The 12,451-nt window shown below is 52.0% G+C and carries 12 protein-coding genes and 3 tRNA genes; 7 read left to right on the top strand and 8 right to left on the bottom strand.

What is annotated here, in order from left to right:
- Positions 1–14 precede the first annotated feature (14 nt).
- Complete coding sequence (locus WH298_RS18305; protein WP_180823500.1) at positions 15–659, bottom strand: riboflavin synthase subunit alpha; 645 nt, start codon at positions 657–659, stop codon at positions 15–17.
- 197 nt (positions 660–856) lie between these two features.
- On the opposite strand from WH298_RS18305, the gene WH298_RS18300 reads away from it, so the two are divergent.
- The 6 genes from WH298_RS18300 to WH298_RS18275 all read left to right on the top strand — a co-directional run bounded on the left by WH298_RS18300 (position 857) and on the right by WH298_RS18275 (position 4,932).
- Positions 857–2,230 (top strand): MATE family efflux transporter, encoded by a 1,374-nt coding sequence (locus WH298_RS18300; RefSeq protein ID WP_180823499.1) that lies wholly within the window; start codon positions 857–859, stop codon positions 2,228–2,230.
- A gap of 153 nt (positions 2,231–2,383) precedes the next feature.
- A tRNA-Val gene (locus WH298_RS18295) sits at positions 2,384–2,460 on the top strand.
- Positions 2,461–2,463: 3 nt separating this feature from the next.
- A tRNA-Val gene (locus WH298_RS18290) sits at positions 2,464–2,540 on the top strand.
- A 19-nt stretch (positions 2,541–2,559) separates the two neighbouring features.
- Positions 2,560–2,636, top strand: a tRNA-Val gene (locus WH298_RS18285).
- Between the two features lie 341 nt (positions 2,637–2,977).
- Positions 2,978–4,390, top strand: coding sequence for a pyruvate kinase PykF (gene pykF, locus WH298_RS18280; protein WP_007892737.1), 1,413 nt, complete (start codon positions 2,978–2,980; stop codon positions 4,388–4,390).
- A 305-nt stretch (positions 4,391–4,695) separates the two neighbouring features.
- Positions 4,696–4,932 carry a major outer membrane lipoprotein gene (locus tag WH298_RS18275; protein WP_007892735.1) on the top strand — a complete coding sequence of 79 codons (237 nt, stop codon included), beginning with the start codon at positions 4,696–4,698 and terminating at the stop codon, positions 4,930–4,932.
- Between the two features lie 75 nt (positions 4,933–5,007).
- Here WH298_RS18275 and WH298_RS18270 read toward each other — a convergent pair whose 3' ends face one another.
- The 7 genes from WH298_RS18270 to sufA form a co-directional block, all read right to left on the bottom strand.
- The gene (locus WH298_RS18270; RefSeq protein WP_180823498.1) at positions 5,008–6,027 is read right to left on the bottom strand and encodes a L,D-transpeptidase family protein; all 1,020 of its coding nucleotides are present in this window, start codon (positions 6,025–6,027) and stop codon (positions 5,008–5,010) included.
- A gap of 61 nt (positions 6,028–6,088) precedes the next feature.
- Positions 6,089–6,505 (bottom strand): cysteine desulfuration protein SufE, encoded by a 417-nt coding sequence (gene sufE / locus WH298_RS18265; protein WP_007892732.1) that lies wholly within the window; start codon positions 6,503–6,505, stop codon positions 6,089–6,091.
- A gap of 20 nt (positions 6,506–6,525) precedes the next feature.
- Positions 6,526–7,749 (bottom strand): cysteine desulfurase SufS, encoded by a 1,224-nt coding sequence (gene sufS, locus WH298_RS18260; RefSeq protein ID WP_007892727.1) that lies wholly within the window; start codon positions 7,747–7,749, stop codon positions 6,526–6,528.
- On the bottom strand, positions 7,746–9,023 hold the full coding sequence (gene sufD / locus WH298_RS18255; RefSeq protein WP_180823497.1) for a Fe-S cluster assembly protein SufD: 1,278 nt from the start codon (positions 9,021–9,023) through the stop codon (positions 7,746–7,748). Before sufD ends, sufS begins: the two co-directional genes overlap by 4 nt.
- Entirely contained in the window at positions 8,998–9,744 is a 747-nt protein-coding gene (sufC, locus tag WH298_RS18250) for a Fe-S cluster assembly ATPase SufC (protein ID WP_049851824.1), read from the bottom strand. The genes sufD and sufC overlap by 26 nt, the downstream gene beginning before the upstream one ends.
- A gap of 34 nt (positions 9,745–9,778) precedes the next feature.
- A complete protein-coding gene (sufB, locus tag WH298_RS18245) occupies positions 9,779–11,272 on the bottom strand; it encodes a Fe-S cluster assembly protein SufB (RefSeq protein WP_007892719.1) in 1,494 nt (497 codons plus the stop codon).
- Between the two features lie 7 nt (positions 11,273–11,279).
- Positions 11,280–11,654: a Fe-S cluster assembly scaffold SufA gene (gene sufA / locus WH298_RS18240; RefSeq protein WP_180823496.1), complete on the bottom strand. Its 375-nt coding sequence runs from the start codon at positions 11,652–11,654 to the stop codon at positions 11,280–11,282.
- A gap of 389 nt (positions 11,655–12,043) precedes the next feature.
- Between sufA and WH298_RS18235 the strand changes: the two genes are divergently transcribed.
- On the top strand, positions 12,044–12,448 hold the full coding sequence (locus tag WH298_RS18235) for a hypothetical protein (RefSeq protein ID WP_007892715.1): 405 nt from the start codon (positions 12,044–12,046) through the stop codon (positions 12,446–12,448).
- Positions 12,449–12,451: the final 3 nt, after the last annotated feature.

The following is a 12,451-nucleotide window of genomic DNA, read 5'->3' as shown; positions in this document are numbered from 1 at the left end:
CTTTTTTATCACCGCTATTCTGCGTTATCAGCCTGCGCCAGAGCCACCACTTCACGCTGTGCCAGCACACGCTCAACCGTTTCCACAATTGCCTGAGTATGAGGATCAATTTCAATATTGACCTTCTGCCCGAACTTCTTCGCACCCAGAGTGGTACGCTCCAGCGTTTCCGGAATCAGATGGACACAGAATTTGCTTTTAGTGACGTCGCCCACCGTCAGACTTATTCCATCGATGCCGACAAAGCCTTTATGCAGAATATATTTGATCTGCGTGGCGTCCTGTAATTTAAACCAGATTTCGCGATTATTTTCTGACTGGATAATTTTGCAGATTTCCGCCGTGGTCATAATATGACCAGACATTAAATGACCGCCAATTTCATCACTAAACTTTGCCGCACGTTCAATATTCACTACGTCACCAACCTTTAATTCACCCAGGTTGGTAATGCGCAACGTTTCTTTGATCAGATCGAAACTCACACGATCGCCATCAATCGCCGTCACCGTCAGGCAGCAGCCGTTGTGCGCCACCGATGCGCCCAACGCCAGGCCGGGTAACAGTTCTTCCGGCAAACGTACAATATGCGTACGAAACAGATCTTTTTCTTCAATGCCGACAATTTCAGCCGTGCCTTGCACAATTCCAGTAAACATAATCTCAGCCTCTGCAAAGTTTGCGTCAGTTTATCACAGCTTACCGGCCACAGCTTAATTTGGCGGAGTTCAAACTTTACACAAATTGCTAAACAAAATGCGATCAACGTTTGGCGGATGCCAATGCTGCCGCTACACTATGCCGCGCATTCTATGGGGATTTCTCCCACTCTCTTCTTTAATTAAGCAGGTGTTACGTGCAGAAGTATTTTACAGAAGCGCGTCAATTGCTGGCCCTCGCGATCCCGGTCATCCTTGCTCAGGTGGCACAGACCGCGATGGGTTTCGTAGATACTGTTATGGCCGGTGCGGTAAGCGCCACGGATATGGCCGCCGTTGCTGTCGGCACCTCTATCTGGCTTCCCGCCATTCTGTTTGGTCATGGTCTTCTACTGGCTTTGACGCCTACCGTTGCGCAACTCAACGGATCGGGACGACGCGAGCGTATCGCGGAACAAGTGCGCCAGGGATACTGGATGGCAATGGGTGTCGCGCTATTAATCATGGTGGTGCTGTGGAACGCCGGTTATCTGATTAACACCATGCATGATATCGATCCTGAATTGGCCGCCAAAGCTGAAGGATATCTGCATGCGTTGCTTTGGGGGGCGCCGGGTTACCTGCTGTTCCAGGTGATGCGCAACCAGTGTGAAGGGCTGTCGAAAACTAAACCGGCGATGCTGTTGGGTTTCCTCGGCCTGATGGTGAACATTCCGCTCAACTATGTGTTCATTTACGGTCATTTTGGTATGCCGGCTTTAGGCGGCGTGGGCTGCGGTGTGGCAACGGCTTCAGTCTATTGGGTGATGTTCCTTGTGATGCGCTTCTGGGTGAAACGCATGGCAAGCATGCGCGATATTAGCATGAAAACTCGCTGGTCCCCACCCTCTCGCGCCATTTTATCCCGGCTGTTCACGCTGGGTTTGCCGGTGGCTTTAGCGCTGTTCTTCGAGGTTACGCTGTTTGCTGTGGTAGCACTGCTGGTATCACCGCTCGGCATTGTGAAGGTGGCTGGACACCAGATTGCGCTTAACTTTAGCTCTTTGATGTTTGTGTTGCCGCTGTCGCTTGGCGTGGCGACCACCATTCGCGTTGGCTATCGACTCGGCCAGGGTTCGGCCGAACAGGCGCGCGTCGCCGCGTGGACCGGGCAAGGGGTTGGCATAAGTATGGCGGCGATCACCGCGCTGTTTACCGTGATTTTCCGTCATGATATCGCCGGACTCTATACCGCTAATCCGGAAGTGATAACTCTGGCCGCGCAACTGATGCTGCTGGCCGCGATCTATCAGTTCTCGGATTCGATTCAGGTGATTGGCAGCGGTATTTTACGTGGCTACAAAGATACGCGATCGATCTTCTTCATCACCTTTATTGCCTATTGGGTATTGGGTTTGCCGGTGGGCTATGTGCTGGCGATGACTGATTGGGTGCTGCCAAAGCTCGGTCCAGCTGGTTTCTGGTGCGGCTTTATTATCGGCCTGACCTCGGCGGCCGTAATGATGATTTGGCGTATCCGACGTTTGCAGCGCTTACCCGCTCAGGTGATCCTGGCCCGCGCCGCACGCTAAGTGACTGAACGCACATTAATTGGCAGGCAACGGCTAAAAAAACGACGCATAGCACAGTTGCTGGTCAGTCGTAGGGGAAAAACACTTTTTCCCCTTGCCAGCTTCACGGCCTGCCGTTAATATTCGTCCCCGCTGTCGCCCTGACAGCATGTTGCGCTCTTAGCTCAGTTGGTTAGAGCACCACCTTGACATGGTGGGGGTCGATGGTTCGAGTCCATTAGAGCGCACCAAGTGCGTCCGTAGCTCAGTTGGTTAGAGCACCACCTTGACATGGTGGGGGTCGGTGGTTCGAGTCCACTCGGACGCACCAATTATTGAATTTCCTGAATGCGCTCTTAGCTCAGTTGGTTAGAGCACCACCTTGACATGGTGGGGGTCGATGGTTCGAGTCCATTAGAGCGCACCACTCTGTTTTATCTCCTTGCGCAACATTCTTTTCTTGATCTGCATCGTCTTTCTTACGCCGCTTTTATATTGGTTTTCGCATACTTAGCGACTATACTATGCCGCGTTGTTCCACCTGAAAGGTTTCAGCGCTAACGTGCCTATGCAAACAACTCAAATGATTTGCGCAACACTGCTCGGTCAGTTCCCTCGCGTACTGCATAACTTCTCTGCACGCTTTGCTTTCGTCTCCTATTCTTATTTCTGTGAAATCCGTTCCAACACCATAAATATTCTCACTTCGGTGCCCAGTGCATCGAATCCCGACCTTTATCATCCATCACAACTTATAGAAAACCTGACATGAAAAAGACCAAAATCGTTTGTACTATCGGTCCAAAAACCGAATCTGAAGAGATGCTGACCCAACTGCTGGAAGCAGGCATGAACGTAATGCGCCTGAACTTCTCGCACGGGGATTATGCTGAACATGGTCAACGCATCACGAATATGCGTGCCGTTATGGAAAAAACCGGTCGTCAGGCCGCTATTCTGCTGGACACTAAAGGTCCGGAAATTCGCACCATGAAACTGGAAGGCGGCAACGATGTTTCGTTGAAAGCCGGACAAACCTTCACGTTCACCACCGACCAATCCGTGATTGGTAACAGCGAACGCGTTGCCGTGACCTACGCCGGTTTCACTGAAGATTTGAAAATCGGTAACACCGTACTGGTCGACGATGGTTTGATTGGTATGCAGGTCACTGAAGTGACTGAAAACACCGTAGTGTGTAACGTGCTGAACAACGGCGACCTGGGCGAGAACAAAGGCGTTAACCTGCCAGGCGTCTCCATTCAGCTGCCTGCTCTGGCAGAAAAAGACAAGCGTGACCTGATCTTTGGTTGCGAGCAAAATGTTGATTTCGTCGCGGCCTCCTTTATCCGTAAGCGTTCTGACGTGCTGGAAATTCGTGAGCATCTGAAGGCAAACGGCGGCGAGCACATCCAGATCATCTCAAAAATCGAGAATCAGGAAGGCCTGAACAACTTCGACGAAATTCTCGAAGCATCTGACGGCATCATGGTTGCTCGTGGTGACCTCGGCGTTGAGATCCCGGTAGAAGAAGTGATCTTCGCGCAGAAGATGATGATTAAGAAATGTAATAAAGCACGCAAAGTAGTTATCACCGCTACGCAGATGCTGGATTCCATGATCAAGAACCCACGCCCTACCCGCGCAGAAGCCGGCGACGTAGCCAACGCCATCCTTGATGGCACCGATGCGGTGATGTTGTCTGGTGAGAGTGCAAAAGGCCGTTATCCGCTGGAGTCGGTCACCATCATGGCGACCATCTGTGAGCGTACCGATCGCGTGATGAAATCTCGCATCGATTCACTGCAGGATTCCCGTAAACTGCGCATCACAGAAGCTGTGTGCCGCGGTGCGGTTGAGACTGCAGAAAAACTGGAAGCACCACTGATTGTTGTAGCCACTGAAGGCGGTAAATCAGCTAAAGCCATCCGTAAATATTTCCCGGATGCCACCATTTTGGCACTGACTACCAACGAAACCACTGCGCGCCAGCTGATTCTGAGCAAAGGTATCGAAACCCATCTGGTGAAAGAAATTGCTTCAACTGATGATTTCTACCGCATTGGTAAAGAAATGGCGCTGGAAAGCGGATATGCGCAGAAAGGCGATGTTGTGGTAATGGTTTCAGGTGCGTTAGTACCAAGCGGAACGACAAATACCGCTTCCGTACATGTCATCTGATTAGCAACTGAATTTTTATTTAAAAAGCGCCTTTTCCAGGCGCTTTTTTTATTGATCGGGTAATACAAATATCGGAAATTTCCAATCGAAATTAACTATTCAAAATCTCGTATGATTAAGGTTAGTCCGATTAAATCTCTCTGTTTTAGCTAATTATTTTCATCATCTTCTGCGAAATGCTGTTTCTTTGAGCGAACGATCAAATTTAAGCATGTTCTCATCAAAAATTTATTCTCAACTCAAAAAGCTTTGTGTAATACTTGTAACGCTACATGGAGATTAACTCAATCTAGAGGGTATAAAGAATGAATCGTACTAAACTGGTACTGGGCGCGGTAATCCTGGCTTCAACTATGCTGGCTGGTTGCTCAAGCAACGCTAAAATTGACCAACTGTCTTCAGACGTTCAGACTCTGAACGCTAAAGTTGATCAGCTGAGCAACGACGTGAACGCAATCCGTTCTGACGTTCAGGCTGCTAAAGATGACGCAGCTCGTGCTAACCAGCGTCTGGACAACCAGGCTCACTCTTACCGTAAGTAAGAGTTCTGGTTTGAAAAATGGTGCCCTTGTGGCACCATTTTTTTTGTCCTGATTCTGCGTTGCACTGGTCCGAATTCAAGGTTGAGCTTCCGCACCTTTCACTTCATCAATGCTGGCTTGCTCAGCACGCTTCCCCTGCTCCGCTGGCAATGTGCTCTCATCCGTTACCGGTTCTCCGCTGCTCACTAACACCGGCATGCCTGAACGTCGTACTATCGCCTCCTTAATCAACGCCGTATCGCTCTTAGCGCTGTGAGTGAAAGCTTTAAGCTGCGCAGACTGCGCTATGGGCATGGTTTGCGGATCGTCCTTGTCATTACGTGACAATGGCTGATGCACTTCAACGTAACGCTTTCCGTCCGGCTCAATCGCGTATTTGACTGGCTGATTGATCACCTGCACGCGGGTACCTTTCGGCACGCTGTTAAACAGGGCTTCAATGTCATCAGGACGCAGGCGAATGCAGCCGGAGCTCACGCGCATGCCGATACCAAAATCGGCGTTGGTGCCATGAATCAAATACTGGCCCGTTCCGCGTGCCAGACGCATGGCGAACAGCCCCATTGGGTTATCTGGCCCTGCCGGTACTACGCCCGGCAACGTAATGCCCTCTTTGGCATAACGCTTGCGGATATTGGTGGTTGGCGTCCAGGTGGGATTAGGAATTTTCTGGCTGATGCTGGTCACCATGGTGGGTGTCATTGCACCTAACTGGCCAATTCCTATCGGATAGACAACGACACGATCTTCATCTTTGGGATAGTAGTAGAGACGCAGTTCAGCAAGGTTAATCACGATGCCTTCACGCGGCGCATCGGGTAGCAGCATCTGCAGCGGTACGGTTAATTGCGTACCTGCTTTCGGTAGCCACGGGTCAACACCGGGATTCGCTTCCAGCATGCCGAGCATGCCTATCTTATAACGCGCTGCAATGCTTTCTAGCGGCCGTTTGTCATCCGGCACAAGGGTCAGGGTATTTTCACCAATTAAACGGCTGTTATCGGCTGGCAGGGGATATTCTGTGGCAAATGCAGGTGCAGAGAGTCCGCAACAGGACAACAGCAATGCACCGGCTAAACGTAAGGCAGGTTTCATGCAATTTTCTCTTTGTCGGATAGAACAGACCCCGGTCAAGCCGGGGTCTGCAGAGTGTAACTTAGCTGAGGGTCTGAGCGTTATGCCGGATCGCGCGGATCATTGCTTCAAGCCCCTGCGAACGCGAGGGAGTGAGGTGTGAGGTCAGCGCTAATTCGCCGAACCAGTGACGCACATCGAGATCGAGAATCTCTGGCGCCTTAAGCCCTTGATACAGGCTAAATACCACTGCAATCAACCCCTTAACGATGGCGGCATCGCTGTCACCTTCTAAGGCGATGGTGCCATCAGCCTGCGGGGTCATGCGTATCCACACCTGGCTTTGACAACCTGAAATCACGTGTTCGGGCTGCTGTAAGCTTTCGGAGGATTCTGGTAATTTCCCACCGAGCTCAATGATGTAGAGGTACTTCTCTTCCCAGTTAGCGCAACGGTTAAAGTTACGTACCAGTCTCTCTTTATCTGGCAAATTCGCCATGGATCACTCCTGAAATCTGCTCAACCGCCCAGCAGACGATGAATACGGGTCAAACCTGCGGCCAGGCGATCGGCTTCTTCTTCGGTGTTGTAGAGCGCGAAGGAGGCACGACACATGGCTGGCACCGCGTAATGACGCATCAGCGGCATCGCGCAATGATGGCCGGTGCGGATCGCAATACCGTATTGATCAAGGAAACTGCCGACATCAAACGCGTGATGCTTGCCGAGATTAAAGGCCACCACACCACTGCGACTTTCCGGACCATAAATCACCAGATCCGGGACTGACGCCAGTTTATCCAGCGCATAACGCATCAGCATTGACTCGCGCTGATGAATCGCATCCAAACCTAACTCAGTAATCCACGTCAGCGCCGCGCCGAGACCAATAATGCCGCCAGTGTTTGGCGTACCCGCTTCAAAGCGCCACGGCGTGGTGTTCCAGGTTGTGCCGGTTGGCAACACAACTTCAGAAATCATCGAACCGCCGCCTTCCCACGGTGGCATGATCTCCTGCAGCGCTTTACGCGCGTACAGCACACCAATACCGGTCGGACCGTAGATTTTATGGCCGGAGAACGCGTAGAAGTCGCAGTCGATATCCTGCACATCCACCGCGTGATGCATCACCGCCTGCGCGCCGTCCACCAGCGTAACCACGCCGGCCGCTTTGGCCTGCGCAACGATCGCTTTCACCGGGTTAACCGTGCCGAGCACGTTAGAAACGTGGGTCACCGCCAGCAAACGGGTACGACTGTCGATTAAGCCGCTAAGCTGCTCCAGCGCCAGTTCACCCTGCGCGTTAAGCGGCAGTACGCGAATCTCTGCGCCGGTACGCTGTGCCACCATCTGCCACGGCACGATGTTAGCGTGATGCTCCATCTCGGTGACGATGATGTTATCGCCCGGCTGCAACTGACTGCCACCCCAGCTGTTCGCCACCAGATTGATGGCTTCAGTGGTGCCTTTGACGAAGATGATCTCTTCAGGCGTTGATGCATTAAGAAAACGCGCCGCTTGATGACGCACGTTCTCCATGTCGGTGGTCGCCTGGGCGCTCAACGAATGGATACCGCGGTGCACGGCTGCATAGCCGTGCTGATAGAAATAACTTTCCGCATTGATGACCGCGAGCGGGCGCTGTGCGCTGGCCGCGCTATCAAGGTAGGCCAGCGGATGTCCGTTGACCTCACGTTTCAGAATCGGAAATTCCGCTCTGATGCGTTCGAGATCGAAACTCATGACTCAACTCCCGGGATACGCGCGGCAATGCGCTGCAGCACCACCTGACGCAGTACCGGATTCTCCAGCGTTTCGGTGAGTTCAGCGGCAAATGCATGGATGATCATACGCTGTGCGGCGGTCTCATCGATGCCGCGCGAGCGCAGATAGAACATCTGCTCTTCATCAATACGACCAATCGTCGCACCGTGGCTGCACTTCACGTCATCAGCATAGATTTCCAGCTGCGGCTTGGTGTCCACTTCCGCCAAACGGCCCAGCAACAGGTTATTGTTGGTCATTTGGCCGTCGGTTTTCAGCGCGTGAGGTGCCACTTTGATCATACCGTTAAACACCGCACGGCCTTTGTCGCGCGCGATGACTTTGTGCATCTGACGGCTAATGCAGTGGCCTTTATTGTGCTCAAGATAGCTGCGGGTATCGCACACTTCCTGATTCACCGGTAAAGACAGGCTGTTGATCGCCAGATTGGTATTTTCGCCATTCAGCTGTGCACTGGTATTGTGACGCGATAAGCCAGCACCCAACAGGAAGCTGGTGGTGCTCACATTTGCGTCACGGCCCATCACCACATCATTGTGCGCAAAGTGATATGACTTTTCGCTCTCAAATGACAGTTTGATGTGCTGCAGTTTGGCATTATCCGCTACGTCGAACGTGAAGCGTGCGCCAGTAAAGTGCGCCACATCATTCAACGTCACGTAGTGCTCAATCACTTCCGCTTCTGCGCTGGCTTCCAGCTGCAGATGGTGACGATGATGCACGGTATTGGTGCCTGCATCCTGCCCGCTGGTAATGTGCAGCAGGTAAAGTGGCTTAGCGGCTGATTTACCACGCGCCAGACGAATGGTTGTGGCTTCTTCCGCCAAACTTTCGGTCAGATGCAGGAACACTTCCGGCTGAATCGGTGCCGGCAGCGGACGACGCTCAGAAGCTTGCGCATGTTGAATGTCAAACAGGCCAGTATCGCGGCTGCTTAACTCGGCCTGGAAACGACCATCAACGAACACCAGGCGCACTGCATCAATCGGCAATGCCAGCGCATCAACCTGCTCAGCGCTCACTTCCTGCGGCTGCGGCAAGACAAACTGCTGCGCCAGCAGACCATCAAGCGGCGTGTATTTCCAGTTCTCGTGCTTACGCGTCGGCAAGCCGACACGCATCAGTTGCTGCCAGTGCTGCTGCGCCTGTAACGAACGCACGTCACCACGCGATTCAAACAGGTGGTGCCACTGCTGCAGGGCGTTATCACTCTTGGTCGGTAAGCCAGCCATAGCCTTGCTCCTCCAACTGTTTCACCAGTGAGAAATCGCCAGACTTAACGATCTTGCCCTGATACAGCACGTGCACGTGGTCTGGCTTGATGTAATCCAGAATGCGCTGGTAATGCGTAACAATAATGAATGAACGCTTACCGTCGCGCAGGCTGTTAACGCCTTCTGCCACGATTTTCAGCGCATCGATATCCAGACCGGAGTCAGTTTCGTCGAGGATACACAGCTCAGGTTCCAGCGCCGCCATCTGCAGGATGTCATTACGCTTCTTCTCACCGCCAGAGAAACCGACGTTGACTGAACGGGTCAGCAGATCTTCCGGCATCTTCAGCAGCTGGATTTTATCTTCGATAAAGTCCTGGAAGTCGAAACGATCAAGGGGATCCTGCTCACGGTATTTACGTACTGCGTTGACTGAAGTCTGCAGGAAGAACTGGTTGCTGACGCCCGGGATCTCTACCGGATACTGGAACGCCATGAAGATGCCTTCACCGGCACGCTCTTCAGGCTCAAGTTCCAGCAGGTCTTTACCTTTAAACGTGACCGAACCGCCAGTGACTTCGTAATCTTCACGACCCGCCAGCGTTGCAGACAGGGTACTTTTACCTGAACCATTCGGTCCCATGATGGCGTGGACTTCGCCCGGCTTCACTTCAAGGTTCAGACCGCGCAAAATCTCTTTGTCTTCAACGCTAACCTGCAAATCTTTAATGCTTAACATACTCTTTCCTTCACATTGCTTCCGGCAACGGGCATCAGCCCACACTGTGCTCAAGGCTGATAGCTAACAATTTTTGCGCTTCCACAGCGAATTCCAGTGGCAGCTCGGAGAAAACGTCTTTGCAGAAGCCGTTGACGATCATTGAAATCGCATCTTCTTCGCTGATGCCACGCTGCAGGCAGTAGAACATCTGATCTTCACCGATGCGCGAAGTGGTAGCTTCGTGCTCCAGATGCGCCGTGTTGTTACGCGTTTCCACATACGGGAAGGTGTGCGCACCGCACTCGGCACCAATCAGCATCGAATCACACTGGGTGAAGTTACGCGCGTTGGTGGCGGTTGGCATGATTTTCACCAGACCGCGATAGGTGTTCTGGCTCTTACCCGCAGAGATACCTTTCGAGATGATGGTCGACTTGGTGTTTTTACCAATGTGAATCATCTTGGTGCCGGTATCGGCCTGCTGACGGCCTGCGGTCAACGCCACAGAGTAGAACTCACCAATCGAGTAATCGCCACGCAGAATGCAGCTTGGGTATTTCCAGGTGATCGCAGAGCCGGTCTCGGACTGCGTCCAGGACATCTTGCTGTGATCGCCTTCGCACAGCGCACGCTTGGTGACGAAGTTGAGGATACCGCCCTCGCCTTCACCGCCCGGGAACCAGTTCTGCACGGTGGAATATTTTACTTCCGCGTTTTTGTGGATGATCACTTCTACCACGGCTGCGTGCAGCTGATAGGTGTCACGCACGGGCGCGGAGCAACCTTCGATGTAGCTAACGTAACTGTCTTCGTCGGCGATCAAAATGGTGCGCTCGAACTGACCGGTCTTAGCCGCATTGATACGGAAATAGGTCGACAGCTCCATCGGGCAACGTACGCCTTTCGGGATGTAAACGAAGGTACCGTCGGAAGCCACTGCAGAGTTCAGCGCGGCAAAGAAGTTATCGTTTGGCGGCACCACAGTGCCGAGATACTTCTGCACCAGCTCGGGATGATCGTGAATAGCTTCGCCGAAGGAGCAGAAAATGATGCCCTGCTTGGCCAGCTTGTCGCGATAGGTGGTCGAAACGGAGACGGAGTCGAAAATCGCATCCACCGCGACTTCACGACCTTCACGCACCGGAACACCTAACTGATTAAACGCCTCTTCCACTTCCTGCGTCAGGTAATCGCTTGACGCGACGCTGCCTGAGGTTTGGGTAGCGCCGGGTTCAGAAGCACAGCTGTCATCGCAGTTGCCGCAGGACGGCGCGGAGTAGTAGCTGTAATCCTGATAATCCAGTTTTTCGTAGTGCGCTTTCAGCCAGTGCGGCTCTTCCATCTGTTCCCAGGCGCGGAACGCCTTCAGACGGAATTCAAGCATCCATTCAGGTTCGTTACGCTTAGCCGAAATCGCGCGCACCACATCTTCATTGATGCCGTGGGCAAATTCGTCGGTTTGTAACTGGGTAAAGAAGCCCTCTTTATAATTGAGCTTACCTTCCCACATTTGTACATCGTCAGATGCTTCGCTGTGTCGTGACATATTTCACTTACTCGACGCCAAAGCTTTCACCACACCCACAGGCGTGTTGAGCTTTAGGGTTGTTGAATTTAAAAATCTGGTTCAGACCTTCGCGGACGTAATCCAGCTCGGTACCGTCAACAAACGGCATCGCCTGAAGTGGCACAAACAGTTTTGCGCCGAATTGCTCAAACTTCAGGTCGTCATCGGCAGGATCTTTCACCAGGTCCATAACGTACCCAAAACCGGCACAGCCGGACGTTTTCACACCCAGTTTCAATCCCTTGACTTCAGGGTCTTGTTCTACCAGGTTAAGAATCTGTTTTGCTGCCGATTCGGTCAGCGTGAGCCCTTTCCAGACGAAATCTTCGGGTGAAAAAGAGTCGGCATTTACTGATGACATTGTGCTACCTCGTATGTCTGGGCCTTTTCAGGCTATCCCCCTATGGTAGTGATATCAGATATCACTTCAACCTCTTGTTTTGCAGGGATAATCATCTCGTGCTATTTTTTACTGCTGCTTTATTAAGCATAGACGCTTCCGGGCAGATTGACGGTGGCCTTCCCGTGCACACCCTGTCTACGTAACCCGTTAAATTGGCGTAAAATTTCCAAAATCAATTTTACGTTTCATTCCTGATTGATAGGTTACGCCTTTCTACTATGTAAATAAATTGTTATTGCCGATTTTACTAACAGGCAGAAGGAATCAATAAAATTTCACAGCGGGAATTGCATTCCTGACGCGGTTGAATATGATAATGATTATCATTAACCAATTAAGGTGGCGATATGACGCTTACCGTCTCAGCCTGGTTACAACATAAAATCGACGAATATAAGTTCTCGGTACGCGATATCACCGTTGACTTCTACATGGCTCAGGCAAAGCTCAACCGCACCGATTGCACCCTCGAACAACTGCGTCGCTTTAACGACACCTGTCTCGATATGGCAGAAATCTGCGAACTGAATGGCGACGATCACAGTTTCCTGCATGCCATGGGCAAGCTGCATCACCGCTTAGTGCAGGAGATGGGCAACGCCGATCGTGACCGTTTGTTTCGCATCCAGGCTTATCAACTGGCGCGCCTATCATTGACACGTCTGTGTCATCAACTGGCGCTCAGCGGTGAGTGGGATCAAGCCACCCGCCTGCAGAGTGATTTCGTCCGCCACGCAGGCTGGATATTCTAATCC

The organism is Pantoea nemavictus, from assembly GCF_037479095.1.
Taxonomy (GTDB): Bacteria; Pseudomonadota; Gammaproteobacteria; order Enterobacterales; family Enterobacteriaceae; genus Pantoea; species Pantoea nemavictus.
Note: the sequence above shows the minus strand (reverse complement) of the source record. Positions and strands in the feature narration are given on the sequence as shown.

Excerpts from the sequence above, each read along its gene's own strand:
- WH298_RS18305 (WP_180823500.1), bottom strand. The coding sequence starts at position 659 with ATGTTTACTGGAATTGTGCAAGGCACGGCTGAAATTGTCGGCATTGAA.
- pykF (WP_007892737.1), top strand. The coding sequence starts at position 2,978 with ATGAAAAAGACCAAAATCGTTTGTACTATCGGTCCAAAAACCGAATCT.
- WH298_RS18275 (WP_007892735.1), top strand. The coding sequence starts at position 4,696 with ATGAATCGTACTAAACTGGTACTGGGCGCGGTAATCCTGGCTTCAACT.
- WH298_RS18270 (WP_180823498.1), bottom strand. The coding sequence starts at position 6,027 with ATGAAACCTGCCTTACGTTTAGCCGGTGCATTGCTGTTGTCCTGTTGC.
- sufE (WP_007892732.1), bottom strand. The coding sequence starts at position 6,505 with ATGGCGAATTTGCCAGATAAAGAGAGACTGGTACGTAACTTTAACCGT.
- sufS (WP_007892727.1), bottom strand. The coding sequence starts at position 7,749 with ATGAGTTTCGATCTCGAACGCATCAGAGCGGAATTTCCGATTCTGAAA.
- sufD (WP_180823497.1), bottom strand. The coding sequence starts at position 9,023 with ATGGCTGGCTTACCGACCAAGAGTGATAACGCCCTGCAGCAGTGGCAC.
- sufC (WP_049851824.1), bottom strand. The coding sequence starts at position 9,744 with ATGTTAAGCATTAAAGATTTGCAGGTTAGCGTTGAAGACAAAGAGATT.
- sufB (WP_007892719.1), bottom strand. The coding sequence starts at position 11,272 with ATGTCACGACACAGCGAAGCATCTGACGATGTACAAATGTGGGAAGGT.
- sufA (WP_180823496.1), bottom strand. The coding sequence starts at position 11,654 with ATGTCATCAGTAAATGCCGACTCTTTTTCACCCGAAGATTTCGTCTGG.
- WH298_RS18235 (WP_007892715.1), top strand. The coding sequence starts at position 12,044 with ATGACGCTTACCGTCTCAGCCTGGTTACAACATAAAATCGACGAATAT.